The following is a 23,279-nucleotide window of genomic DNA, read 5'->3' as shown; positions in this document are numbered from 1 at the left end:
TGCCACTGAAGCAGGCTCGATTGGTGCCTGACGTGTTCACGTCTGTCTGTGAAAGGAAATCGTGATGCAGGACCTCAAGGTCCTCGACGCGGGCAACTCTGGCGCCCCCGGTGAACCGGGTGTTCCAGGCGGGCGCGGCGTGGTGAGCCGGCGCGGCCTGTTCGACGGGCGGATCATGCGCGTCGCCGCTGTGGAGGCGCTGCGCAAACTCGACCCCCGTGTCCAGATCAAGAACCCGGTCATGTTCGTGGTGCTCATCGGCACCGTGATCACGCTGTTCGAGGCGATCGCCCACCCCAGCGTCTTCTCGTGGTCGGTGATGGTCTGGCTGCTGCTCACGGTGCTGTTCGCCAACTTCGCCGAGGCGATGGCCGAGGGGCGCGGAAAGGCGCAGGCGGACACGTTGCGCAAGACGCGCACGCAGACCGACGCGCGGCGGCTCCGGCCCGACGGCACCGAGGAACGGGTGGCCGCCGGCGACCTGTCGCTGGGCGACACGGTGGTCTGCGAAGCAGGCGACGTCATCCCCTCCGACGGGGAGATCATCGAGGGAGCGGCCTCGGTCGACGAGTCCGCCATCACCGGCGAGTCCGCTCCGGTGATCCGGGAGTCCGGCGGCGACCGGTCCGCGGTGACCGGCGGCACCCGGGTGCTTTCCGACCGGATCGTCGTGCGGATCACCGCCGAGCCGGGGAAGACGTTCCTGGACCGGATGATCAGCCTGGTCGAGGGAGCGAGGCGGCAGAAGACGCCGAACGAGATCGCTCTGACGATCCTGCTCTCCGCGCTGACCCTCATCTTCATCCCCGTCGTGGTCGTACTGCAGCCCTTCGCCCAGTTCGCCGGCGGCCAGGTAGAGGTGGTCATCCTCATCGCGCTGATCGTCTGCCTCATCCCGACCACCATCGGGGCGTTGCTGTCCGCGATCGGCATCGCCGGCATGGACCGGCTGGTGCAGCACAACGTGCTGGCCATGAGCGGCCGTGCGGTCGAGGCCGCAGGCGACGTGCAGACGCTGCTGCTGGACAAGACCGGCACCATCACCATGGGCAACCGGATGGCCTCGGAGTTCTATCCGGTCGGGGGGTGCAGCGAGCAGGATCTCGCCGGCGCCGCCCAGCTGGCCTCCCTCGCCGACGAGACCCCGGAGGGACGCTCGATCGTCGTGCTCGCCAAGGAGCGCTGCGGGCTGCGTGAGCGCGACCTCGGACCAGATCACGTCTTCGTGCCGTTCAGTGCCAACACCCGGATGTCCGGTCTGGACACCGACGGCCGGCGCATCCGCAAGGGGGCGGCCGACGCCGTCAAACGGTGGGTGACCGAGCAGGGCGGCACGCTGCCCGACGAGCTCGACCCGATCGTCGAACGGATCTCGCGCGCGGGCGCCACCCCGCTCGTGGTGGCCGACCAGGCCCGCGTCTTCGGGGTGATCGAGCTCAAGGACGTCGTCAAGGAGGGCATCGCGGAGCGCTTCGCCGAACTGCGCGGGGTCGGCATCCGCACGGTCATGGTCACCGGCGACAACCCGCTGACCGCCGCCGCGATCGCCCAGGAGGCCGGGGTCGACGACTATCTCGCGGAGGCGACGCCGGACGCGAAGATGCGGCTGATCAAGGCTGAGCAGGAGGGCGGCAAGCTGGTCGCGATGACCGGTGACGGCACCAACGACGCCCCCGCGCTCGCGCAGGCCGACGTCGGGGTGGCGATGAACACCGGGACCACGGCCGCGAAGGAGGCCGGCAACATGGTCGACCTCGACTCCAACCCGACCAAGCTCATCGAGATCGTCGAGATCGGCAAGCAGCTGCTCATGACCCGCGGCGCGCTGACGACCTTCTCGATCGCCAACGACGTGGCGAAGTACTTCGCGATCATCCCGGCGCTGTTCGTCGGCACTTATCCGCAGCTGGACGGCCTGAACATCATGGGCCTGCACAGCCCGCAGAGCGCGGTGCTCTCCGCGGTGATCTTCAACGCGCTGGTGATCATCGCGCTGATCCCGCTGGCGCTGCGCGGAGTCCGGTTCCGGCCCTCAGGAGCGACCGCGATCCTGCGCCGCAACGTGCTCGTCTACGGCCTCGGCGGGCTGATCGTCCCGTTCATAGGCATCAAGCTGATCGACCTGATCCTCACCGCGCTCGGAGCGTACTGATGTTGCTGGACCTGCGACGGGCGATCACCGCCTCGATCGTCTTCTTCGTCATACTCGGCCTGGCCTACCCGCTGGCGGAGACCGGCATCGGGCAGGCCCTGTTCAACCACCAGGCCAACGGCTCACTCACCGCCAACGGCTCGGAGCGCATCGGGCAGACTTGGGATGGACCCCAGTGGTTCCACGGTCGCGCCGACGGTGACGACCCGACCGCCACCGGCGGATCCAACCTCGGGCCCCGCTCGAAGGAACTGCTGGACAAGTACAGGGAGCGGATCGCCGGGCTGGAGAAGGAGGGCGTCACCCCGCATCAGGACCTGGTGTCCGCGTCGGGCAGCGGTGTCGACCCCGACATCAGCCCCGACGCCGCCTACGCCCAGGTCCCCTCGGTGGCCAAGGCCCGGGGCCAGTCGGACGACAAGCTGCGCGCCCTGGTGGAACGCCACGTGCAGGGCCCGCAGTTCGGATTCCTCGGCGCTTCCCACGTCAATGTGCTCGAACTGAACGAGGAGCTCGCGACGTTGAGATGACGACCCAGCGCTCCAACGACGACTCTCGTGCTGAACCGTCCATCGCCCGCCGCGCCGACGAGGCCCATGCCTGCGTCGAAGCGGCCGGACGGTTCCGGATCTACCTCGGCGCGGCGGCCGGCGTCGGCAAGACCTACGCCATGCTCGACGAGGCCCAAAGCTGCCGCCGGCGCGGCGACGACGTGGTCGTCGCGCTGGTCGAGACACACGGCCGGCCCGGGACCGAGGCCCATCTGGCCGGCCTGGAAGTAGTGCCACGAAAGATCGTCGAATACCGGGGCGCACGATTCGAGGAGATGGACCTGGAGGCCGTGCTGGCCCGCCGGCCCCAGGTCGCCCTGATCGACGAGCTCGCGCACACCAACGTCCCCGGTTCGGGACGCAACGAGAAGCGCTGGCAGGACGTTCGCGACCTGCTCGCCGCGGACATCGATGTGATCACCAACATCAACGTTCAGCACATCGAGAGCCTCGCGGACGCGGTCGAGCGGATCACCGGCATTGCTGTCAGGGAACGGGTTCCCGACGCGGTGATCCGCAGCGCGGACGAGATCGAACTCGTCGACTCCTCACCGGAACGGCTGCGCCGCCGCCTGCTCCACGAGAACATCTTCTCGCCCGACCGGGCCCGTGAGGCGCTGCGGGGGTTCTTCACGACCGAGACCCTCGCCGTGCTGCGCGAGATGACGCTTCGGTTCGTCGCCGACGGGATGAGGGCCGACTCCTCCAGGCGGTCCGGCGACACTCGCGGGCGAACGCGGGGGGAGACCGCCGAGCGGATGCTCGTCGGGGTGAGCACGGCGCCGGGAAACGACGCGGTGCTGCGCCGCGCCGCCCGGTTCGCGGCCAGGCTGGAGGCCGACCTGGACGTCGCCCACGTACTCGTCGGCGACGCCGACCCGCTCAATGTGAAGATCGACGACCTGCGCCGTCTCGCGGAGGATCTCGGCGCCGACTGGACCGACCTGACCGGTGAGGATCCCGCGACCGCCCTCGTCGACTTCGCCGGGCGGCGCCAGATCACCCAGATCGTCGTCGGCCCGGGGCGGCGCGGCCGGTGGCTCGAGCTGCTCGGCTCCGGCTCGACGATCCGGCGCCTCAGCAGGCTCGCCGGTGACGCGGGCATCGACGTGCATGTCTTCGCCCGCGCCGGGTCTGCGGTGAGCCCGCCGGACGCGGAGAGGCCGGAATCGGCCCGTCACCTGGGGCGTACTGCCGCGAACGCCGATCCCCGGGCGATGTGACCGCGGCCTCGGGAGCGATGATGGACAGCATCATCACGTGGCGGGAGGGTCGCGAAACGAAGACCGCTAGAAGGCTCACCGTCGCCGGGTCGTCCGCGGCCCTGGCGACCATGGCCGTCCTCACTTTCGCCATGCTGCCGTTCAGGGGCGACCTGAGCATCGCCACCACCGCGCTGGTGCTGGTCGTCCCCGTCGTGGTCGGCGTCGTGATCGGCGGCTTCCCCGCCGGCGTGGTCAGCGTCGTCGGCGGCTTCCTCGTCTACGACTTCTTCTTCATCCCGCCGTACCTGACGCTCGATGTGGGCGCGAGCGAGAACTGGGTCGCGCTCGGCGTGTACGCGGTGATCATGGTGCCCGTCGCCCGGGTGGTGGCCAGCATGAACGTCGCCCGCGCACAGGCGCGGCAGCGGGCGGCGCAGATCCGGCAACTGTTCGAGTTGTCCGCCCTGCTGGTCGAGGACAAGCCGCTGGATGAACTGCTCGCGGTCATCGTGACCGCCCTGCGGGACGTCTTCGACGCCCACCAGGTGGCCCTGCTGCTGCCCCGCAACGACGATCTCGAGATCGCCGCCTCGGCCGGCGCCCCCCTCACCGAGGACGACCGGCGCCGGCTCCAGCCCTCTCCCGGCCGGCTCGCCAGCCTGGACGCCGAACGGCCTGACAGGACCAACCCGTTCGGGATCGCCCTCGTCGCCGCCGGGCGGCCGGTCGGCATGCTGACCGTGTCCGGCACCGAGATCACCGGCCGGCAGCGCGAGCCGCTTCTGCTGTTCGCCAACCAGATCGCCCTGGCCGTCGAACGCGCGCAGCTGCGCGAACACGCCCTGCGCGCCGGGCTGACCGAGGAGGTCGAACGGCTCGCCCGCACGCTCGTCGCCGCTGTGTCCCATGATCTGCGAGCCCCGCTGGCGTCGATCAAGGCGTCCTCGTCCATCCTCGCCGACCCGCAACTGAGCGGGGGACTCGGCCGCGACGGACGGCACGAGCTCGCGGTTCTGGTCGACACCCAGGTCGACCGGCTCGCCGCCCTGGTCACCAACCTGCTCGACATGAGCCGCGTACAGGCCGGCATGCTCCAGCCCCGCGCGAGCATCACCCACCTGCACGACCTCGTCGACACCGTCCTCGCCGACCTGCCCGCCGGCCGCCGCGACAGCCCGCCCGTCCTCGACCTGCCCGACGACCTTCCCCTCATCGACGTCGACGTCGTGCTCATCGCCCGGGTGCTCACCAACCTGCTGGAAAACGCCATCAGACACTCTCCGAAGGAGAGCCCGATCACCATCGCCGCCGCGCGCGCCGATCCCACCACGATCGCCGTGTCCGTCACCGACCACGGCCCCGGCATCAGCCCCGACCGGCGTGGCGAGATCTTCGGACTGTTCCTGCGCCGGAAGGGCGACTCCGGCTCGGGCCTGGGACTTGCCATCGCCAAGACCTTCGTCGACGCCCACCGGCAACGCATCTGGGTCGAGGACGCTCCCGGAGGCGGAGCGCGCTTCTGCTTCACTCTGCCCGTCGCCGCGCCACTACAAGAAAGATCCTGCCATGCCGGCCGTGCTGATCATCGACGATGACATCGCGCTTCTGAACGCCTGCCGAGTCGGCCTTCAGGCACTCGGCCACGAGGTCAGCACCGCTGAGACCGGCGGAGAAGGACTGTCCTCCGTCGCGTTGGGGCGACCCGACGTCATCGTGCTCGACCTCGGCCTGCCCGACCTGGACGGAATGGACGTGTGCACCCGTGTCCGCGGGTGGACCGACACGCCCATCGTCATCCTCTCCGCCGATGGCGCAGAGGACCGCAAGGTCGAAGCGCTCGACGGCGGCGCGGACGACTACATGACCAAGCCCTTCGGCATGCGCGAACTCGACGCCCGGCTGCGGGTCGCGCTACGCCACCACCACAACGCCGGCGCGGGAAACGACCAGGGCAGCGAACTCCGAGTCGGAGCCCTCGTCCTCGACCTGCAGCACTGTGAGGCCACCCTGCACGGTGCGCCGCTCGACCTCACGCCCAAGGAGTTCGAGTTCCTGGCCTATCTCGCTCGGCACGTCGGCAAGGTCTGCACCCGCCGTCTGATCATGGAGCACGTCTGGGGACCCGCGTACGCCCACGAGACCCACTACCTCAAGGTGTACGCCTACCGGATCCGCAAGAAACTCGGCGACGAACAGGGCCGCTTCCTGCAGACCGACCCCTCCGTGGGCTACCGCCTCAAGGCCACCGACATCTGACGACGTGGCGGCGGCTTTCTCGTTGAAGACACCCATCGCCCCTCACAGACTTCGTGATCACCGGCCAACAGTGCTGACGGTGGCGGCCGGTCCCTTCCGGGGCGAGATGGCCGACCACCGAGCCGACTGGGGGTCAGTCGCCGTCCAGGTGGAGTTCGGTCATCGGATCGGCGGCGCATTGCCGGGCGAGATCTTCGAGATTCCGGATCGCCTGCATGTCTCGCGCTGTGCGGGCTGGGAGCCGGGCGAGTTCCTGGAGGAACTGCGGCATCTCGGCCGGTGTCAGGATCAGACTCCGGTGTGGGTCGACGCGTTCCAGCATCGGATGCGTGCCACGTCCGCGGATCTGGCCGATGAGGCGGACGAAAGCCTCGTCATGATCGGACGCGAAGGCGACGACGGTGAGTTTCCTGCGCCTCGGGCTGGTCCCAGCTTGGTTCACCCGCATCAGCGCCGCGTCAACGCCCATGATCACACTCTAGTGAGGGTAAATCGGCTGCCTCCTCGTGCTGCCGCGACCAGGCGGAATGGCAGTCGAGCAGGCGTCCCAGCAGGGCGCCCTGGCCGGACTGGAGGATGTGCGCGGCTTCCAGCGGAATCCAGAAGCACTCGAAACGAGTCGGCTCCTGCTCGCCGTCGTGATCTTCCTGGCTGGTCCACCGCTCCGCGGTGGGCTCCGTCAGTTCCAGGTGGAAGACGTGCCGACGCTGCACCTCGAACCGGTACGGGGTGATGTCGTATTCGGACTCGCCGAGCTTGCGCACGATCTTGAAGTCGTGCAGGCCGGTCTCCTCCCGTGCCTCGCGCAGGGCCGCTACCTCGGGTGTCTCGCCGGGTCGGATACTTCCGGCCGGTACCTGGATGCCGACTTCCTCGTAGCTGTAGTCGGTGTGCCGGAACACCAGCAGTCGCCCGTCGCGGACGACGTAGCACAGGACCTTTTCCTTGGTGATCTTCCCGGGCACGCGAACTCCTCATTCATCAAGTGCATCGACGGCCAACACGGGATCGCCGATCAGCGGATAGAGGGTGCTCCAGCACCGTGAATGATCGTTCCGCCGGGCGAGTCTTCTCCGATGTGCTCCAAGTCTCATCCGCGGGCCGTTACACCGGATGCGTGGCCGGTGTCTTGATGCCGAGTCCACAGCACGAGGGAGACATGATGAACGGAAACGTCGAGGTGGTCGTGGTCGGCGGCGGCTACGGGGGCGTGATGGCGGCCAATCGCCTGGCCCGCCGCGATGGCGTGTCGGTGACCCTGGTCAATCGACGTCCCGACTTCGTCGAGCGGATCCGCCTGCACCAGTTCGTGGCCGGCTCCGATGACGCGGTCGAGGGCTTCGGTGAGGTTCTGGGCGGGAACGTCCGGCTGGTGGTCGACACCGCGACCCGGATCGACGCGGCCGAGCGCCGGGTGTCGCTGGCGGGCGGTGGCACGGTCTCATACGACTACCTCATCTACGCGGTGGGCAGCGGCGCCGCCGATCCTGGTGTGCCCGGAGCGGCAGAGTTCGCTCATTCGGTGTCGGACCTCGAGGGGGCGGAACGACTGCGGTCGGTGCTGGCCGCGACGTCCGCGACGGCTCCGGTGACAGTGGTCGGGGCCGGCCCGACCGGCATGGAGACCTCCGCCGAACTGGCGGAACTGGGCCGCAAGGTCACCCTGGTCTGCGGCAACGTGCTCGGCCCATATCTGCATGCCCGGGGCCGCCGCCCGGTCGCCCGCCGGCTCGCTGAGCTGGGTGTGACCGTCCTCGAAGGTCCTCGCGCGAGGGTGAAGGAAGTGACACGCGACGTAGTACGGCTCGAAGACGGCCGCGAGCTGCCCAGCGCGGTGACGATCTGGACCGCGGGATTCCGGGTCCCGGACCTGGCCGCCCGCAGCGGGCTGCGCACCGACACCGAAGGCCGCCTGCTCACCGACGCGACGCTGACCAGCGTGGACGACGTGCGCATCCTCGCTGCCGGGGATGCGGCGGCGATGATGGACCGGCCGTTCCGGATGAGCTGCCAGGCCGCTGTGCAGTTGGGCGCGGGGGCCGCCGCCACGATCCTGCGCCGAATCGCGGGGAAGACACCCGCTCCCGTCCGGTTGATGTTCGCCGGCCAGTGCATCAGCCTCGGCCGACATGGGGGCGTCACCCAGTTCTCCTACCTGGACGACAGAGTGAACGCGCTCCACATCAGCGGCCGGCTCGGTGCCAAAGTCAAGGAGTTCGCCTGCCGGTTCCCCCTCAATCAGATGGTGTCCGGGGCACGCAAGGCCAGTTCCCGCGCATCCCACGGCGACAGCGCCGATCGCCTGGAAACGCCTCAGCCTGAACAACGCACGACGCCGTCCGACACCCGGCGCGTGGCCTAGCCGCCGAGTCTCCTCCTTCGGCCGGACCGGCCGGACCGGCCGGTCCGGCCGAAGGAAGGCCGAGCCGGAGTGAGCCGAGCCGGAGTGACAAGCACACGACGCCGCGGCCTCGTATGCCGTGGCCGGGCGCCGGGGCGCCATTCCCACCAGCCCGCCCACCTCACGTGGCCTGATCAGTGGCGTATTCGGACCGGGTACATATCCACGGCCTGTTCACGGCATGTGGGGCCGACCACGAGGGAGTGAGGCGCACGCCATGAACGACCACGTCACCGACCCCGCGACCGAGGTATTCCTCGCCCACCGCGATCTGCTGTTCACCGTCGCCTACGAGATGCTCGGATCGGCGGCGGACGCCGAGGACGTCCTCCAGGAGGCCTGGCTGCGGTGGGTCAAGATCGACCTGGCGCAGGTGCGGGACCAGCGCGCCTACCTGGTACGGATCACGACCCGGCAGGCGCTCAACCGGATACGCACCCTCAAACGGCGCAGGGAGGCATACGTCGGCCCCTGGCTGCCCGAGCCCCTGCTCACCGCGCCGGACGTGGCCGAGGACGTCGAACTGGCCGAGAACCTGTCGCTGGCACTCATGTTCATCCTCGAGGCCCTCTCACCGACCGAACGCGCCGTCTTCGTGCTGCGCGAGGTCTTCGACTTCGGCTACGACGACATCGCGGCCGCGATCGGCAAGAGCCCCGCCGCCGCACGCCAGATCGCCTACCGCGCCCGCCGGCACGTCGACGCCCGCCGGCCGTGCGCACCGGTTTCCCCGGAAGAAGGCTGGGCAGCGCTGAATTCGTTCCAGCGCGCGCTCGTGACCGGGGACCTGCAGGGGCTGCTCAACGTGCTCGCCCCGGACGTTGTCTTCGTCAGCGACGGCGGCGGCCTCAAGCAGGCGGCCCTTCGGCCGGTCGTCGGCGCCGGCAAGGTGCTCAGTTACATGGCCGGCAGCGTCGCCAAGGCCGGCGGCACCTTCACCAGTGAGACCACGACGGTCAACGGCAACCCCGGACTCATCCTGCGCCTGGACGGAGTGATCGACGGCGTGCTGGCCCTCCGCGTGGAGAACGCCCGCGTCACGGGCCTCTACTACGTCCGCAACCCCGAAAAACTCACCCGCGTTGAGTCCGAAACCCCCGTCACCTCCCGCTGATCGGGTGGCTGTCATACCGCCGTGAGGCCGGCGGGGTATTCGACGAGCCGGCCATTGACAAGGTCGCGCCGCGCCCGGCTGCGCTGATGCTGAGCGTTCAGGTGACGTGGGTGTCGTACTCCTCGCGATTGGCGAGTACCTCGTCCATATGCGCCTCGGCCCACACCTTGATGCCGCGCATCAGGTGGTGGAGCGAGAGACCGAGGTCGGTTAGCTCGTACGTGACCGTGACCGGCACCGTCGGCGTCACGGTGCGGGTGACCAGCCCGTCGCGCTCGAGGGAGCGCAGCGTCTGGGTGAGCATCTTCTGGCTGACCCCGGCCAGCCTGCGGGACAACTCGGAGTAGCGCATCGACCGCGACTCACCCGCGCGGCCGATGGCGGGCGGGGCGATCAGGCTTCCACCTCAGCCAGCTACGGAGTGCCGCTCTTGATCGGACGCTCACCCCGGAGCCGAGGCCCCCGCCGGAGGCGATAAGCGTTTGCCTGGGTCCAAATGGGGCGTACAGGATGTGCGCCATGGGGATGTTCAACCAGGTCACGGTTCCCGAGGCGATCTACTGTCCTATGTGCGGCGAGGATCGCAGTGGATGGTTTGTGCAGTTCTACTATGGCGATCTCATCCTTCAGGACTATGAGCTTGGCCAGGACCTTTTCTGGGATATGGAATGGGAGTGGATTGGGCACCCCAGTATCCCCGGCGTATGGGCGCAAGGAGTCCTCCTCGGCTGCCCCGTGTGTCACTTCCACTTTGATGATCCGCATGATGAGTTTTACATCGTAGAGATTCGACACAACAGGATCGTCGGCGTGATCAAAGACGAGAGCGGTTACGGCTGGTGGGCGGAGGATTGGGTGGCCGTGCCTGACCGCTGAGTGGCGCCTGGAAAGAATGCGATAGGTGACAGAGTCGCGAGACAGCAGCGAGACCGATCGGCATGTCGCAGGCGGTTTCCGGCAACGGAGTGTGGTTTGTGGGGCCCTGGAATCTGGTCCGTCATGTCTCTAACCGCGGTCCGAGCTGCTGCCGGCCGGGACCGGCCCCCAGGCCACATGCCCGGCCGGCGAGCGGGCGTGGGGCCGCGAGGCGGCGCGGAGCGGCGCCCTTGATGCGCCGGAAGCCGCGGAATGGGCAGGGCATGGCGTGGACGTGATGCTCAGGGTCTACGCCAAGTGCATCGAAGGTCAACGCGAACTGGCAAACCGCCGGATCTTGGACGCGCTCACGGTATGAAGCACCCGAATCAACTCACAGGACCCCGGGAGATCTCTCGGGGTCCTTCGGCGTATAGGCGCGGAATCGTTCCGAGAAGCGCCGAAACTGCCGTGCTCACCTGGGCAAACGGCTCCGCGAGCATTCCGCGTATGTTCCGCGACCACTGGCATACGGCTGCTTTTGGCGGCCTTCGGTTGCATATCCCCGCGATGGCGATCATCAGAGTTTCCGCAGTTCAGGCGGCGAATCCCTGATCAAACTTGGTAGGGCGGGTGGGACTTGAACCCACGACCCACGGATTATGAGTCCGATGCTCTGACCGGCTGAGCTACCGCCCCGCAGTGAACCCCGCAGTGAAGGAGTCTCTCACAACTTAGTCCTTGTGTGGATCGTCCCAACGGAGGACGCGCGCTGATCGTTATCAGCCCGGGCAGGTCCTGAAGGCCTGGCACGGGACGGCGAAACCTGACGTGACGGCCGCGCGGGCAATCGGGCGGGAGATCCGTGGGGAGCCGGATCCCGGACCGGCGGCCGCTCGGCTTCCGTCGCCCGCGATGTCCGCCCGCCATGGCGATCACCGTGATTCCCTCTCTGGTCGGCGGTTCGGGGGCCGTGGTTGAGCCGCGACTCGGGTGATCAGCACCAAGAACGGCCCAGCGTGCGGCCTGTACGAGGTATCCGCGGGCATTATGCGGCAAATGCTCGGGTACGGCCTGAAGTGATGGCTCTTGGCGGCTACCTGGGGGTTTTGCTGTGGGGAGACAGGGGTTTCGCTTCGCGGTGCCAGGCGTCTTCCTCATCTTCCTCATCGGCCTCGCGGCATGCGGGGCTCCACGGCCGCTCGGCGCGGTCGGCACGGTCCGCGACGGCTTCCGGATCGGCCTGCTGCTTCCGGAGAAGGGCGAAAGCCGCTACGAGAAGTACGACCGGCCGTACATCACCAGGGCCCTGACCGCCCTGTGCCCCCGATGCGAGGTCGTGTACGCCAACGCCGGGCGCGACCACGCCCGGCAGGAACGGCAGATGGACGCGATGCTGGCCGAGGGGATCAAGGTGTTCATCCTCGGCGCCGTGGACGTGCGGGGGATCGCGTCGGCGGTCGCCCGGGCCAAGTTCCACGGGGCCAAGGTCATCGCCTATGACCGCCTGGCGAACGGGCCGATCGACGCGTATGTCTCCTACGACGACCGCCAGATCGGCCGGATGCAGGGCCAGGCGCTGCTCGACGCGATCAGGGCCCGCGGCGAGTTGCGCGGCGGCGCGATCGTGATGATCAACGGGTCGCCGGTCGACCGGGCCTCGGCCGACGTCAAGGCGGGCGCCCACGCGGCCCTGGACGGCCAGATGATCATCGGGAGGGAGTACGACATCCCGTCCCGCAGCCCGGAGACGGCCGCCGCGGCCGCCGCGAACGCGTTCGCCGTACTCGGCCCGCAGAAGGTGGTCGGCGTGTACGTGGCCGACGACCACATGGCGGCCGCAGTGGCCGCGATCATGGTGCGGGCTCGCCTGCGGCCCGGTACTCCGCTGACCGGTGAGGGTGCCGAGGCCGCGGCAATCCAGCGCATCCTGGACGGCGCGCAGACGATGACCGTCTACAAACCGGTCGCGCCGGAGGCACGCAACGCGGCGCGGCTCGCCGTCGACCTCGGGAGCGGCCGGACGGTGTACGGCACGGCCACCGTCGTCAATGGGACCACGGTGGCGATTCCGGCGATGATCACCTCTCCGGTCGTGGTCACTAGTGCCAACGTCATCGCGACCGTCGTCAAGGACGGTCTCCTGGCTCCCTCCAAGGCCGTCCGACGTCCCGCCGGGCCGGTGCGGCCGTCCGTGGGCGTCACCCACTGATCGGCCCGTCCTCCGAATTCTCCGGAGACTCGTGAGACTCGGGCCCGTCGGTGGGGCGAACCCGCTCCCAGACCAGGAAGACGGCGGCCACCAGGAGCGTGACGAGTCCCGTCCACAGGTTGATGCGTACGCCCTCCGCCTTGTGTACGGCGGACGAGCCGTCGAGGAAGCCGGTCACCGTGAGGATCACTCCGTACACGGCACACTGTCAGCTTGGGAATCGGCTAGTGATCTACATGCTCTGAGCTGGGAAACAGGAGGTGCAGCTCAGCGCTGGTCGAGTCCCCGTGAGTCCCCACTGATCGCCGTTCAATCTGGCACGCATCTGGCACGCGACCCGGTGCCAGCACCAGTAGTTCGTGAACTGCCACGGTGGTGTGGCTGACCACCTTTGGGGCGCCGATGATGTCTCTGACCTTCGGGTTTGGCATCTCGGCGCTTCGCGTCATCTCGTCCTGATCACGCTGCCATGTGCCCTGAATGTGCCCTCGGGCCGGCGGGCGCTGAGTCGGTCGCCGTAGGCATCGGTAATAGGTTGATCGTCAATGACGAGCCAAGGGGAGGACAGCATGCCGGACCGGCCGAATGATGATCCAGAGGAACGCCGACGTATGGCATTGATCGGATTCCTCGGAGCCGGTCTGGGCTCACCTCCACCGACGGCATTGATGGTTACCGCCCTAGCAGATGCTCGCCGGTCGGTCGCAGCTCGCCTGCAGTTCAACCAGCCGACCAGCGAATGGCTAGCCGAGGAAACCCGCGCCGGTGGCATCCGAGAGAACGCGGCCGTCCCGGCCGTGATGGAGATGGGCAGCCGGCGGCAGCCAATCGCTGATGCCTACCAACTTCGGCATCCAGACCGAATTCGGGAGCTCACCGGGTTACTGGCCGTCCTCAAACAAGCCTAAGACCCGTCACGGGCAGATGGAGCAAGGTGAAGCGGATGAGTCGGCCTGTAGGCCGGGTTCTGATCCCAGCGTTACTCTGACCTGCGGCCGGCCCCCGGAAACGGTTTGGAGCTGGGATTTCATGTTCCAGCAGTTGCCAACAGTTTCGGGAATCTCTCGCTCTGCGCCGGAACAGAGACGGAACAGGGCTGCACGCCCGGACGCCGGTTGAGTGCCCTCAGGCTGGCGGGCTCTGAGTCCGTCACCGCAGAAGTAGCGATCCGCAAGTGCCGCGCGCGACGTTAGGCTGTCGGTCCGCCGGAATATTTCCTTTTTCGTCGTAAATCGTCGGCCTTGGTTGCTTCTCATCGTGGGGGTGGCATGCGCACAATCGCGCTGTTCGCTGCGTTCGTAGCGCTCGTTACCGGATGTTCATCACATCGCGACGACAACCCGAGGCCGCCGGCTTCCACAGCGCCGATGAACGCTCCAGACATCCCCGCCACAGCAGGCGTTTCCGGCGAGACATCGTCGCTGCCCGATCTCACCAAGAATGTCGAGGGCGAGATCCTTCTGCACCACGCCGACGATACGGCGCAATCCTGGAGCGGGGAATTCAAGGTCGGGGGAGCATTCCAAGTTGTCGGCGCCTGTGTCGGATCGCCCGACAAGCTCACCATCGAGGTCAGTGAGCGCGTGGGCCAGACGTCCGGTGTCAGCTTCGGGTGTTCAAACGGGCGGGTGGGTTTGAACGGGCCAGACGGTTACCTCCACAAGCCCATTCCGGAGACTGAGCAGTCATACCGCCTTAAGGTCAGCGGTCCGCAGGGCGCCAGGTGGAGCATTCTGGTGTCCAAGCGGTCTGCATCGCCGAGTGCCCCATCGACGCCCTTACCTGCCAGTTCCGCATCCTGCGCGCCGCCGACCTGCCTCCATCTGGACATGACGATCCCGGCGACCCCGCCACCTCCTGTAGTGGCCTGGCCTGCCAGAAGCCGAGGCAACCTCGTCCGGCGGGCACTGCTGACGCGGTTCCACGGCGCGAAGACCATGGACCAGCTGCCACCTGAGGCGGCGCCGTTCACCAACGCGCGGATCGCGACCATTGGCCAGACGCAGATCGGCGCCCGGCCTGTCGACCACCCGGAGTGCCGGCAGTGGACCCAGGGCGTCTGGAGCGCCGCCCCCTTGAAGAACGAGTCCCACGGCGTACTCGGCGGCGCCTTCCTCGTCGACACCACCAACGGCGCCTTCGGTGGGCCGATGATGAGCGAGTCGATCGTGTACGCCTCCGCACCCGCCCTGGACCAACTGGCGGCCGCCCCTCCCGGGCAGTGTGCCACCGTACGGCTGACCGATGGGCAGAACACGTGGACGGACCGCTATGAGCAGGTCGCGCTCCCACGTCCCGCGGGCGCGTGGGGATACCGCCTCCGGGACCCATCCGGAGCTTATCCGGTGACCTGGGCCGCCCTGATCCGCCACGGCGACTACCTCATCGAGGTGCGCCTCGTCGCGCGCCCCTTCACGGCAGACAATCCCGACGCCTGGGCCAGCGAACAGGCCATGCTTGCCGACCTGGCCAGTCAGGCATACGCAAGGGCCGCTTCGATCCTGGGGTGACAAAGGCCGGCCGCCGTACCCAGACCGCGTGGGGACGCTTGAACACGTGCTGTCAGCTTGGGAATCGGCTACTGATCTACCCCCTCTGAGCTGGGAGACAGGGAGTGCAGCTCAGGGCTGGTCGAGTCCCCGTGACTCCCCGTCGGTCCCCGCTGATCGCCGTTCAATCTGGCACGCATCTGGCACGTGATCTAGTGCCGCGTCCAGCAACCTTTGCCCCGTAATCGTCTGGGGTGTCAGCTCGTGCTACGTGGTGCATGCTCCTCGGCATCGAGCAGGTGGTCCGCCCAGACGTAAGACAACGACGGGGTCGCGACACGAACAGAGGGCAATAGTCGACCGGCGGCGGCAGCCGAGGTCGAGGAATCCCATCCCATCACTGAGCCCGTGCTCGCGCTCGGTCGAGCATCCGGAGGAATGTCATGAGCATGCAGAATCAAAAGGTTGCCGTCATCACCGGGGCCTCGCAGGGTATCGGCGCGGGCCTGGTCGAGGCCTACCGCAAGCTCGGCCACGCGGTCGTCGCCACCTCGCGCACCATCCCCCCCGCCGAGGACGCGGGCGTCCTCGCGGTCCAGGGCGACATCGCCGACCCGGCCACCGCCGAACGGGTGATCTCCGCGGCCGTCGAGCGGTTCGGCCGCGTCGACACCCTGGTCAACAACGCGGGCGTCTACGTCGCCAAGCCGTTCACCGACTACACCGCCGAGGATTACGCCACAGTAACCAGGATCAACCTGGCCGGGTTCTTCCACCTCACCCAGCTCGCCGTCGGCCAGATGCTCGCCCAGGGCGGCGGGCACATCGTCAACATCTCCGCCAGCATCGTCGACAACCCCGACTCCCGAGTCCCGTCCGTCCTCGCCGCGCTGACCAAGGGCGGCCTGCAGTCCGCCACCAAGTCCCTCGCCATCGAGTACGCCACTCGCGGCATCCGGGCCAACGCCGTCTCTCCAGGCACCACCCGCACCCCGATGCACGACCCGCAGACCCACCAGTTCCTCGCCGACCTGCAGCCCGTCGGCCGCATGGGCGAGATCCACGACGTCGTCGAGGCGGTCGTCTACCTGGAGAACGCGCCGTTCGTCACCGGCGAGATCCTTCACGTGGACGGCGGCATGAGCGCCGGCCACTGACCGCGCCCACCCACTCCTTCCGGGAGCACCACCATGAACCAGAACACCGCGGACAGCGAGACGATCCTGCGCGGCGTCCTCGACGGCTGGAAGGCCGCCGTCGACAAGCACCAGCCCGACCAGGTGGCCGCCCACTTCACCGACGACGCCATCTTCCAGGGAATGCACCCCTACAGCATCGGACGTCCCGGCATCGCCGCCTACTACGACTCCCAGCCGCCCGGCCTGACCGCCGAGTACCGGGTCCTGGAGACCAGGCGCCTCTCCGACGACCTCGTCCTCGGATACCTGAGCGTCGACTTCTCCTTCACCGACCGCCCCACGATCAACGTCTACCTCAGCATCCTGCTGAAACGGACCGGAACCGGCTGGGCCATCGCCTTCTACCAGGTCTCCAAGCTCGACCAGGACACCACCGGGGAAGACCCCGACGGCCAGTAGCGGCCGAGACCGGACTGGTGTTGCGCGCGGACAGGGCGCGCTGGACCTCGGTGAAGTTCGTCGTCCAGTAGCTGAAGGAGAGCACGAAGCCGAGGCTGAAGACGATGCCGATCCAGCCGGCACCGAGGGATTGTCAGTGCCCCCGGTCTGTGCCCAGTTCTGCAGACCGCCCTCACCCAGCACGCTCTGCCAGACCTTCTCGCCGAGGCCGGAGAAGCCGCCGACGCGGATCAGCCCGATGACCACGACCGGGACGAGCCCCGCGACGATGACGAAGAACTGCATGACCTCGTTGTAGATCGCCGAGGACAGGCCGCCGAGCGTGATGTACGCCAGCACGATCGCCGCGGAGACGACGATCGACAGCCAGAGCGGCCAGCCGAGCAGTGCCTCCATGACGAGCGCGAGCGCGTAGAGGTTGATCCCGGCGATGAGGATCTGCGCGATAGCGAACGTCGCGGCGTTGAACAACTGTGTCGCCCCGTTGAACCGCCTGCGCATGAACTCGGGGACGCTGTGCACCTTCGACCGGTAGTAGAACGGCATCATGACGACGCAGAGGAACACCATCGCGGGGACCGCGCCGACCCCAGTAGTGGACGGTCATCAGCCCGTACTGCGCGCCGTTGGCGGCCATACCCCCGGCCGGGCTCCTGTCACCGGCGTGCTCCGCCGATTCATGACGAGCTGTTCAGATCTCCGGAACGCATTCCAGGAAGAGGGGCGGCCGTCCGGGGGCGTCACCGCTGACCGGCCCGTCCGGTTACCCCGGAGTAGCATTGTTGCCATATGAGCTGGTGCCGCTCGCATCGGGGGGAGCGACGATTATGATCACCGCTCGAGAATTGAAAGATCGAGTGATCGACGCTCTGAACGATCACGATCTCGAGGCGACCATGCGGTGCTTCGCCCCGGACGCCGTCTACGTCGGCCCGGTGGGCACAGCCGAGGGGCACGACCAGATCGGCTGGTACTTCGAGCACCTGCTCGAGGCCTTTCCCGATCTCCATCTCACGCCGTGGTGCAAAGTCCCCGTTTACGACCCGGCAATCTCGGCCGTCTCCGAGTACGTCATGACTGGGACACATCGCGGGCCGTTCCTGCTGCCCGGAGGGTCGGCGTTGCCGGCCACCGAGCATCGCATCGCGGTTCGCGCAGCCGGGATGTGCACCATCGAGGACGGGCTGATCATCAGCGATCGGGAGTATTACGATCAGCTGGAGTTGCTCAGCCAGCTCGGCTTGTGCCTGCCGGAGGCCGTCGCCTGACCGCCCTCAGCCTCGACGTGGCCGGCTTGGACCTGCCACGAGATGCCGGTGAGGCGACCAGGCACGGGAGGCCGACTTCTCGCGGCCGGCCTCCTGTCACCCGCGTGCTCCGCCGAATCATGACAAGCTGTTCAGATCTCCGGAATGCGGTCCAGGACGACCACCGGGATCTCGCGCGGAGCGGCCGTCTTCTCATGATCGGCGAAGAAGGAGTAGTCCCGCTTGGCGGCCGTCCAGAGGCGGTCCCGCTCCTCGCCCGAGGTGACCGTCGCGATCGCGATGTACACCTCCGGCCCGATCTCCACGGTGACCTTGGGCTCGGCGAGGAGGTTGTGGAACCAGTCCGTATGCGCGGTGGCCCCCGCGTTGGAGGCGAAGACCACGAGCCTGTCCCCGTCCCGCATGAACATCATCGGGGTGGTGTGCGGTCTGCCGGTGCTGCGTCCGCGCGTGGTCAACAGCAGGATCGGCCGGCCCTCGAAGGGCCCGCCGCCCTCATGGGCGCGAAAGTCGTCGATCGTCTTCCGGTTGATCTCACGGATGTCGTCCATGAGGGCATCCTGACCTGAATTCCTGCCACCATGTGTCAGGCGCGGCCTGCTTTCACGCGTTCCACACCGCGGCGACCGACTCGGCCAGCGTTTCGCTCTGGGCCACGCCCGCCTTGTACGCGGGGCCCCACAACCCCGGATCGAGGACGTTGTCCCCGAAAACGGCCACCGTCGCCTCGTCCGGCTGGACCACGAGCGTCTTCGCCGTACCGACGGCGAGCAACTCCGCCTCCAGCATGGCGCGGGGGGACATGGCGCCCAGTGGTTCCAGCACCACCACGGTGCCGGCGCCGGAGGCCAGGTCGGCGTTCGTGGGGGAGCGCACCCCGCCGTCGACGTAACGCTCGCCCGCGATCTCGACGGGCGGGTAGACCATGGGCACCGCGCAGCTCGACGCGACGGCGAGCACCAGAGGGATGCCGGAGTCCTTGTCCCAGACGACGAACTCGCCGGTGGCGGCGTTCACCGAGGTGATCAGGAGTTCGCGGTCGGGCCACTCCTTGATCGGAAGCCGGTCGCCGACCCTCTCGATGCGGGCGGTCGCGGGCCCGGTGGGCGCCGCGAGGGCCATCTGGCCGACCCTCCGCCGCGCCTCCTGGGGGTCGAGATTGGGGTCGAACAGGATGGCGAAGGCCTCCATCACGGCCTCGGAGGCGACCGTGGGGGCGGGGCCGTTGTCGACGGTCACCTGGCGGCCGACGGCGGCCTCCAGATCGGCTCCCGTGGCGAGGAGCGTGCCCGTGACCGAGCCCGCAGAGGTTCCGATGATCCGGTCGGCGGTGCCGAGGTCCACCCCGCGCTCGCGCAGGCCCGCGACGACCCCGGCCTCCCAGGCGATCCCGGCGACTCCACCGCCACCGAGCACCAGTGCACTAGTCATATCCCGATTATGTGTGACGTGATCGCGGAAACCAGGGCCCTCAACCTGTGAGTTCCCTGACGGCCGACGTGAACAGCGCGGTGTGCAGGTCGACGTCCTCGGTGGTGGTCGATGGGCACATCAGGGCCATGTTGTGGAAGGGCGTCATCAGCACGCCGCGGTTGTGCAGGTAGAGGTGGAAGTAGTCGTCCAGTTCGTCGTCGCCTGCCGCCGCGGACTCCCCGCCGTTCCTCGGCACTCCGAAGCGATATTCCGTACGGGCGCCGAGCTGAGTGACCGACCACGGCAGTCCCTCGATCGCTTTGGCCACGCCGTCGGTGAAGCGAGCCGCCAGCGTGGTCATGTAGGCGAAGGCGTCGTCCGTCAGCACCTCCTCGAGGGTGGCCCGCGCGGCGGCGATGGACAGGGCGTTGCCCGCGAGCGTGCCGCCGACCCCGCCCACGTCGACGAGGTCGGCGTCCTTCTCGGCGAGGATCCGGTCGGCCACCTCCCGCGTGACGCCGTACGCGCCGATCGGGACGCCCCCGGCGATCGACTTGCCGATGGTCACGATGTCGGGCTCGAGGTCCCACGCCCGGGTGCACCCGCCGGGGCCGGCCGAGAACGTGTGGGTCTCGTCGTTGATCAGCAGCGTGCCGTGCCGCCGGGTCAGTTCCCGTACGGCCGGCAGGAATCCCGGGTCCGGCAGCACGATGCCGATGTTGGTCAGCGCGGGCTCCATCAGGACGCAGGCGACGTCGCCGTGGGACAGCGCCCGGTCCAGGGCGTCCAGATCGTTGAACTCGACGACCCGGGTGGTCAGCGCGGGATCGACGGGCGGGCCGACGTTGCCGGGGCGGGGCAGCGTGACGCCGCCGGGGCCGAGCGTGACGACCGTCTCGTCCACGCTGCCGTGATAGCAGAAGTTGAACACCAGGATCTTGGGCCTGCCGGTGATCTGGCGTGCCAGCCGGATGGCCCACCGGTTGGCGTCGGTCGCGGTCAGGCTGAAGCTCCACAGGCCGACCTTGAACCGGCGGGTCAGCTCGGCCCCGACCCGCTCCGCGTCCTCGCTCGGCAGCATCGCCGTGAACCCCAGCCGGTCTCTTACGGCACGCATGACGGGCTCGGGGGAGTGGCCGGCCATCGCGCCGGTGTCGCCGAGGCAGAAGTCGACGTACTCGAAGCCGTCGATGTCGCGTACGCGGGCGCCGCGCGCCTCGTCGAGGTAGGCGGGGAAGCGCCCGGCGGACTTGTTCATCCAGGTCATCGGCACACGACCCAGAAGGGAGCCGGCGCCGTCGTAGGCCGCTCTGCTGCGCGGCAGCCGGGTCTCGTAGGTCTGGCGCTCGCGTTCGAGCAGGTCGTGGAGGCGGTTCCGGTCGAGCATGTAAGGCATGCTGCCTCATTAGGTGTGATCACGCATGCATTGAGTGTGATCATGCCTGTTTGGGGGTGATCACGCTTGTCTTGGGGGTGATCATGGCTGTCTTGGGTGTGATGATGGCTGTCTTGGGTGTGATCATGCACAGGCTCGGAGAAGCAGCCCCCCACCTGCGCCGACCCCACCCGTGATCATGCACAGGTTCGGCGGAATGCGCCCTGACCTGCGTGAAGATTCCCCGTGATCATGCACAACTTCGTGGACGGCCCGCCGGCCTGCGCATTCGATCTGCGTGATCATGCAAGCGGAGCCGTCGGGGTGTGTCCGATGGGGAAGGAACAGGTATACAGGGGGCGAAGCACGCCCCCTCGTGCATGATCACGGTTGTCATTCGTCCAGGTGGGACGGGGCGCCGGCGAAGGTGTGCATGATCACGATTGGGATTCGGCCAGGCCGGGGGGCATTGCGCCGAATCTGTGCATGATCACGGCCGGAGCGGGGGCAGGTCGCGGGGTACTTTCGCGAACCTGTGCATGATCACGCGGGGGGTTTGGGCGGGTCGGGGGGCACTTTTCGGAACCTGTGCATGATCACGCGCAGGGGGGTGGGGCGTCATTATCCTTATTTGTGGGGGGTGGGCCGAATGGCGACGACCGAGGAGCACGGCGACACGGGGAAGGTCGTACTGGCAGAGGAGATGGGCTTTCTCGATCGCATTCGTGCCACTCCGGCGGGGCGGCTGACACTCAAGATCGTCGTCGGAGTGCTCGGCACGGCCATCATCGTCACCGGGCTCATCATGGTGCCGTTCCCCGGTCCAGGCTGGCTCGTGGTCTTCGCCGGCCTCGCCGTGCTGGCCACGGAGTTCGCCTGGGCGTCGAGGCTGTTGCAGGTCGCCAAGGACAAGGTGATGGCGGCCACCGACTGGCTGAAGCGGCAGAACTGGTTCGTCCGCATCGTGGCAGGGCTGCTGACCCTGGTCGTGGCGGCCGCCATCGTGTGGGCGACGATCAAATTCAGCCTGGGGATCGACCTGATCGAGAAGGCGCGTGATCTGCTCGCCTGAACGGCCTCAGCCCCCGGCCAGGGCCAGCCGCCGTACGGCGAGTTCGGTGAACAGCGTGGCGCCGTCGGAGAGGACGGCGTCGTCGAACATCGCGTCGGGGGAGTGGTTGGCCGGCGCCGACGACGGGTCCCGTTCGGGCGGGCACGCGCCGACGAGCAGGAAGGCGCCCGGCACCTCCTGGAGCACGAACGAGAAGTCCTCCGAGCCCGGAGTCGCGTGCGGCAGCGGGAAGTAGCTGCCCTGCCCCAGGGTCTCCCGCACCGTCTGCGCCGCGAACTCGGCCTCGGTGTGGTCGTTCACCGTCACGGGGTACCCGATGCCGAACTCGCACTCGACGGCGAGCCCGTGGGCCTCGCCGATGCCTCGCGCGAGCCGTACGAGCCCGTCTCTTACACGGCCGCGGGTCTCGGCGGAGAAGGTCCGGATGGTCGTCGAGAATCGGGCCTCGTCGGGGATGACGTTGTCCGCCGTCCCGGCGTGGAAGCTGCCCACGGTGACCACGACGGGGTCGTACACGTCGAACGTCCGCGTCACGTGCGTCTGCATGGCCGTCACGATCTCGCAGGCCGCTGGGATGGGGTCGAGCGCGGCGTGCGGGCTGGAGCCGTGGCCGCCCCGGCCGCGCACGGTGACGGAGAGCGTGTCGGCCGCCGCCATGATCGGCCCGCCCTTGGTGAGGACCAGGCCGTGCGGGATCGTCATCGAGAAGACGTGCATGCCGTACGCCGCGACGGGACGCGACCCGGACGCGTCGAGCACACCCTCCTCGATCATGATCTTGGCGCCCTCCTGGCCCTCCTCGCCCGGCTGGAACATGAAGACGACGTCGCCGGCGAGGTCGGAGCGCCTGCCGGACAACAGGCGGGCCGCGCCGGTCAGCATCGTCATGTGCAGGTCGTGGCCGCAGGCGTGCATCTGGCCGTCGATCACCGACCGGTACGGCACGTCGGCGTTCTCGTGGACGGGAAGGGCGTCCATGTCGGCCCTGAGCAGGACCGTCGGACCAGGTCGTCCACCCCGCAGGACGGCGGTCACCGACGACAGCCGCTCACCCGTGGCGATCTCCAGAGGAAGGCCGTCGAGCGCGGAGAGGATCTTCTCCTGAGTCCGGGGGAGGTCCAGGCCCACTTCGGGCTCACGATGTAAGGCGTGGCGGAGCTCGGCCAGCTCATCCTGAAAAGTCATGGCACATCCTCATCCAGAGCGGAAGGCGACCTTGTCGCCATCGTCACCCTAGTGCGCCGTGTACCACGGAGTAATCGCATGTGGCCGTACGGCGAAGGGCGGGCGACACCGCCGTGTCGCCCGCCCTCCCGCC

General features: G+C 68.1%; 23 protein-coding genes, 1 tRNA gene and 1 pseudogene. 15 read left to right on the top strand and 10 right to left on the bottom strand.

Going from position 1 to position 23,279, the window contains the following annotated elements; all coding sequences use genetic code 11:
* Positions 1-64 precede the first annotated feature (64 nt).
* Genes kdpB through Pka01_RS02150 form a run of 5 tightly spaced genes read left to right on the top strand, consistent with a single transcriptional unit; the run spans position 65 to position 6,164 of the window.
* Positions 65-2,152, top strand: coding sequence for a potassium-transporting ATPase subunit KdpB (gene kdpB, locus Pka01_RS02170; RefSeq protein WP_203880788.1), 2,088 nt, complete (start codon positions 65-67; stop codon positions 2,150-2,152).
* Positions 2,152-2,682, top strand: coding sequence for a potassium-transporting ATPase subunit C (locus Pka01_RS02165; RefSeq protein WP_203880787.1), 531 nt, complete (start codon positions 2,152-2,154; stop codon positions 2,680-2,682). The genes kdpB and Pka01_RS02165 overlap by 1 nt, the downstream gene beginning before the upstream one ends.
* Positions 2,679-3,926, top strand: a complete 1,248-nt coding sequence (locus Pka01_RS02160; RefSeq protein ID WP_203880786.1) for a universal stress protein — start codon at positions 2,679-2,681, stop codon at positions 3,924-3,926. The genes Pka01_RS02165 and Pka01_RS02160 overlap by 4 nt, the downstream gene beginning before the upstream one ends.
* Positions 3,927-3,946: 20 nt before the next feature.
* Positions 3,947-5,503 (top strand): sensor histidine kinase, encoded by a 1,557-nt coding sequence (locus tag Pka01_RS02155; RefSeq protein WP_203880785.1) that lies wholly within the window; start codon positions 3,947-3,949, stop codon positions 5,501-5,503.
* Positions 5,475-6,164 (top strand): response regulator transcription factor, encoded by a 690-nt coding sequence (locus Pka01_RS02150; protein WP_203880784.1) that lies wholly within the window; start codon positions 5,475-5,477, stop codon positions 6,162-6,164. Before Pka01_RS02155 ends, Pka01_RS02150 begins: the two co-directional genes overlap by 29 nt.
* A gap of 133 nt (positions 6,165-6,297) precedes the next feature.
* Here the strand turns inward: Pka01_RS02150 and Pka01_RS02145 are convergent, their stop codons facing one another.
* Together Pka01_RS02145 and Pka01_RS02140 are read right to left on the bottom strand one after the other, a co-directional pair.
* Positions 6,298-6,633: a hypothetical protein gene (locus tag Pka01_RS02145; protein ID WP_203880783.1), complete on the bottom strand. Its 336-nt coding sequence runs from the start codon at positions 6,631-6,633 to the stop codon at positions 6,298-6,300.
* Positions 6,623-7,129, bottom strand: coding sequence for an NUDIX hydrolase (locus Pka01_RS02140; RefSeq protein WP_203880782.1), 507 nt, complete (start codon positions 7,127-7,129; stop codon positions 6,623-6,625). Before Pka01_RS02140 ends, Pka01_RS02145 begins: the two co-directional genes overlap by 11 nt.
* A 197-nt stretch (positions 7,130-7,326) precedes the next feature.
* Between Pka01_RS02140 and Pka01_RS02135 the strand changes: the two genes are divergently transcribed.
* Both Pka01_RS02135 and Pka01_RS02130 read left to right on the top strand, forming a co-directional pair.
* Positions 7,327-8,526, top strand: a complete 1,200-nt coding sequence (locus tag Pka01_RS02135; RefSeq protein ID WP_203880781.1) for an NAD(P)/FAD-dependent oxidoreductase — start codon at positions 7,327-7,329, stop codon at positions 8,524-8,526.
* A 256-nt stretch (positions 8,527-8,782) separates the two neighbouring features.
* Positions 8,783-9,679: an RNA polymerase sigma-70 factor gene (locus tag Pka01_RS02130; protein ID WP_203880780.1), complete on the top strand. Its 897-nt coding sequence runs from the start codon at positions 8,783-8,785 to the stop codon at positions 9,677-9,679.
* A 97-nt stretch (positions 9,680-9,776) separates the two neighbouring features.
* Here the strand turns inward: Pka01_RS02130 and Pka01_RS02125 are convergent, their stop codons facing one another.
* On the bottom strand, positions 9,777-10,031 hold the full coding sequence (locus tag Pka01_RS02125) for a winged helix-turn-helix transcriptional regulator (RefSeq protein ID WP_203880779.1): 255 nt from the start codon (positions 10,029-10,031) through the stop codon (positions 9,777-9,779).
* A gap of 167 nt (positions 10,032-10,198) precedes the next feature.
* Here Pka01_RS02125 and Pka01_RS02120 point away from each other — a divergent pair, with 167 nt between their 5' ends.
* Positions 10,199-10,555: a hypothetical protein gene (locus Pka01_RS02120; protein ID WP_203880778.1), complete on the top strand. Its 357-nt coding sequence runs from the start codon at positions 10,199-10,201 to the stop codon at positions 10,553-10,555.
* Between the two features lie 601 nt (positions 10,556-11,156).
* On the opposite strand, the gene Pka01_RS02115 is transcribed toward Pka01_RS02120, so the two are convergent.
* Positions 11,157-11,233 (bottom strand) — tRNA-Ile (locus Pka01_RS02115).
* Positions 11,234-11,675: 442 nt separating this feature from the next.
* Between Pka01_RS02115 and Pka01_RS02110 the strand changes: the two genes are divergently transcribed.
* Positions 11,676-12,746 carry a substrate-binding domain-containing protein gene (locus Pka01_RS02110; RefSeq protein WP_239114648.1) on the top strand — a complete coding sequence of 357 codons (1,071 nt, stop codon included), beginning with the start codon at positions 11,676-11,678 and terminating at the stop codon, positions 12,744-12,746.
* Here the strand turns inward: Pka01_RS02110 and Pka01_RS02105 are convergent.
* A complete protein-coding gene (locus Pka01_RS02105; protein ID WP_203880776.1) occupies positions 12,736-12,945 on the bottom strand; it encodes a hypothetical protein in 210 nt (69 codons plus the stop codon). The two genes, Pka01_RS02110 and Pka01_RS02105, sit on opposite strands and share 11 nt — an antisense overlap.
* A gap of 370 nt (positions 12,946-13,315) precedes the next feature.
* On the opposite strand from Pka01_RS02105, the gene Pka01_RS02100 reads away from it, so the two are divergent.
* The 4 genes from Pka01_RS02100 to Pka01_RS02085 all read left to right on the top strand — a co-directional run bounded on the left by Pka01_RS02100 (position 13,316) and on the right by Pka01_RS02085 (position 16,833).
* Positions 13,316-13,654 (top strand): hypothetical protein, encoded by a 339-nt coding sequence (locus Pka01_RS02100; protein ID WP_203880775.1) that lies wholly within the window; start codon positions 13,316-13,318, stop codon positions 13,652-13,654.
* A gap of 360 nt (positions 13,655-14,014) precedes the next feature.
* The gene (locus tag Pka01_RS02095) at positions 14,015-15,256 is read left to right on the top strand and encodes a hypothetical protein (protein ID WP_203880774.1); all 1,242 of its coding nucleotides are present in this window, start codon (positions 14,015-14,017) and stop codon (positions 15,254-15,256) included.
* Positions 15,257-15,678: 422 nt separating this feature from the next.
* Complete coding sequence (locus Pka01_RS02090) at positions 15,679-16,392, top strand: SDR family NAD(P)-dependent oxidoreductase (protein ID WP_203880773.1); 714 nt, start codon at positions 15,679-15,681, stop codon at positions 16,390-16,392.
* 33 nt (positions 16,393-16,425) lie between these two features.
* Complete coding sequence (locus Pka01_RS02085; protein ID WP_203880772.1) at positions 16,426-16,833, top strand: nuclear transport factor 2 family protein; 408 nt, start codon at positions 16,426-16,428, stop codon at positions 16,831-16,833.
* A gap of 252 nt (positions 16,834-17,085) precedes the next feature.
* Here the strand turns inward: Pka01_RS02085 and Pka01_RS40555 are convergent.
* Positions 17,086-17,379, bottom strand: a pseudogene (locus Pka01_RS40555) (sodium:solute symporter family transporter); the annotation flags it as partial.
* A gap of 251 nt (positions 17,380-17,630) precedes the next feature.
* On the opposite strand from Pka01_RS40555, the gene Pka01_RS02075 reads away from it, so the two are divergent.
* A complete protein-coding gene (locus Pka01_RS02075; protein ID WP_239114647.1) occupies positions 17,631-18,101 on the top strand; it encodes an ester cyclase in 471 nt (156 codons plus the stop codon).
* Between the two features lie 131 nt (positions 18,102-18,232).
* Here the strand turns inward: Pka01_RS02075 and Pka01_RS02070 are convergent, their stop codons facing one another.
* From Pka01_RS02070 to Pka01_RS02060, 3 genes are read right to left on the bottom strand one after another with little or no spacing between them, the layout of a single operon-like run.
* The gene (locus tag Pka01_RS02070; RefSeq protein ID WP_203880771.1) at positions 18,233-18,652 is read right to left on the bottom strand and encodes a nitroreductase/quinone reductase family protein; all 420 of its coding nucleotides are present in this window, start codon (positions 18,650-18,652) and stop codon (positions 18,233-18,235) included.
* A gap of 52 nt (positions 18,653-18,704) precedes the next feature.
* Positions 18,705-19,532 (bottom strand): patatin-like phospholipase family protein, encoded by an 828-nt coding sequence (locus tag Pka01_RS02065; protein ID WP_203880770.1) that lies wholly within the window; start codon positions 19,530-19,532, stop codon positions 18,705-18,707.
* Positions 19,533-19,572: 40 nt separating this feature from the next.
* The gene (locus tag Pka01_RS02060) at positions 19,573-20,910 is read right to left on the bottom strand and encodes a transaminase (RefSeq protein ID WP_203880769.1); all 1,338 of its coding nucleotides are present in this window, start codon (positions 20,908-20,910) and stop codon (positions 19,573-19,575) included.
* 628 nt (positions 20,911-21,538) lie between these two features.
* Between Pka01_RS02060 and Pka01_RS02055 the strand changes: the two genes are divergently transcribed.
* Positions 21,539-21,961, top strand: a complete 423-nt coding sequence (locus Pka01_RS02055; protein ID WP_203880768.1) for a TIGR02611 family protein — start codon at positions 21,539-21,541, stop codon at positions 21,959-21,961.
* 6 nt (positions 21,962-21,967) lie between these two features.
* Here the strand turns inward: Pka01_RS02055 and Pka01_RS02050 are convergent, their stop codons facing one another.
* The gene (locus Pka01_RS02050; protein ID WP_203880767.1) at positions 21,968-23,146 is read right to left on the bottom strand and encodes a M20 metallopeptidase family protein; all 1,179 of its coding nucleotides are present in this window, start codon (positions 23,144-23,146) and stop codon (positions 21,968-21,970) included.
* Between the last annotated feature and the right edge of the window lie 133 nt (positions 23,147-23,279).

It is taken from the genome of Planotetraspora kaengkrachanensis, assembly GCF_016862895.1.
Classification (GTDB): domain Bacteria; phylum Actinomycetota; class Actinomycetes; order Streptosporangiales; family Streptosporangiaceae; genus Planotetraspora; species Planotetraspora kaengkrachanensis.
Note: the sequence above shows the minus strand (reverse complement) of the source record. Positions and strands in the feature narration are given on the sequence as shown.

Bases quoted from the DNA above. Each gene is read 5' to 3' on its own strand.
- kdpB (WP_203880788.1), top strand. From the start codon at position 65: ATGCAGGACCTCAAGGTCCTCGACGCGGGCAACTCTGGCGCCCCCGGT.
- Pka01_RS02165 (WP_203880787.1), top strand. From the start codon at position 2,152: ATGTTGCTGGACCTGCGACGGGCGATCACCGCCTCGATCGTCTTCTTC.
- Pka01_RS02160 (WP_203880786.1), top strand. From the start codon at position 2,679: ATGACGACCCAGCGCTCCAACGACGACTCTCGTGCTGAACCGTCCATC.
- Pka01_RS02155 (WP_203880785.1), top strand. From the start codon at position 3,947: ATGGACAGCATCATCACGTGGCGGGAGGGTCGCGAAACGAAGACCGCT.
- Pka01_RS02150 (WP_203880784.1), top strand. From the start codon at position 5,475: ATGCCGGCCGTGCTGATCATCGACGATGACATCGCGCTTCTGAACGCC.
- Pka01_RS02145 (WP_203880783.1), bottom strand. From the start codon at position 6,633: ATGGGCGTTGACGCGGCGCTGATGCGGGTGAACCAAGCTGGGACCAGC.
- Pka01_RS02135 (WP_203880781.1), top strand. From the start codon at position 7,327: ATGAACGGAAACGTCGAGGTGGTCGTGGTCGGCGGCGGCTACGGGGGC.
- Pka01_RS02130 (WP_203880780.1), top strand. From the start codon at position 8,783: ATGAACGACCACGTCACCGACCCCGCGACCGAGGTATTCCTCGCCCAC.
- Pka01_RS02125 (WP_203880779.1), bottom strand. From the start codon at position 10,031: ATGCGCTACTCCGAGTTGTCCCGCAGGCTGGCCGGGGTCAGCCAGAAG.
- Pka01_RS02120 (WP_203880778.1), top strand. From the start codon at position 10,199: ATGGGGATGTTCAACCAGGTCACGGTTCCCGAGGCGATCTACTGTCCT.
- Pka01_RS02100 (WP_203880775.1), top strand. From the start codon at position 13,316: ATGCCGGACCGGCCGAATGATGATCCAGAGGAACGCCGACGTATGGCA.
- Pka01_RS02095 (WP_203880774.1), top strand. From the start codon at position 14,015: ATGCGCACAATCGCGCTGTTCGCTGCGTTCGTAGCGCTCGTTACCGGA.
- Pka01_RS02090 (WP_203880773.1), top strand. From the start codon at position 15,679: ATGAGCATGCAGAATCAAAAGGTTGCCGTCATCACCGGGGCCTCGCAG.
- Pka01_RS02085 (WP_203880772.1), top strand. From the start codon at position 16,426: ATGAACCAGAACACCGCGGACAGCGAGACGATCCTGCGCGGCGTCCTC.
- Pka01_RS02070 (WP_203880771.1), bottom strand. From the start codon at position 18,652: ATGGACGACATCCGTGAGATCAACCGGAAGACGATCGACGACTTTCGC.
- Pka01_RS02065 (WP_203880770.1), bottom strand. From the start codon at position 19,532: ATGACTAGTGCACTGGTGCTCGGTGGCGGTGGAGTCGCCGGGATCGCC.
- Pka01_RS02060 (WP_203880769.1), bottom strand. From the start codon at position 20,910: ATGCCTTACATGCTCGACCGGAACCGCCTCCACGACCTGCTCGAACGC.
- Pka01_RS02055 (WP_203880768.1), top strand. From the start codon at position 21,539: ATGGCGACGACCGAGGAGCACGGCGACACGGGGAAGGTCGTACTGGCA.
- Pka01_RS02050 (WP_203880767.1), bottom strand. From the start codon at position 23,146: ATGACTTTTCAGGATGAGCTGGCCGAGCTCCGCCACGCCTTACATCGT.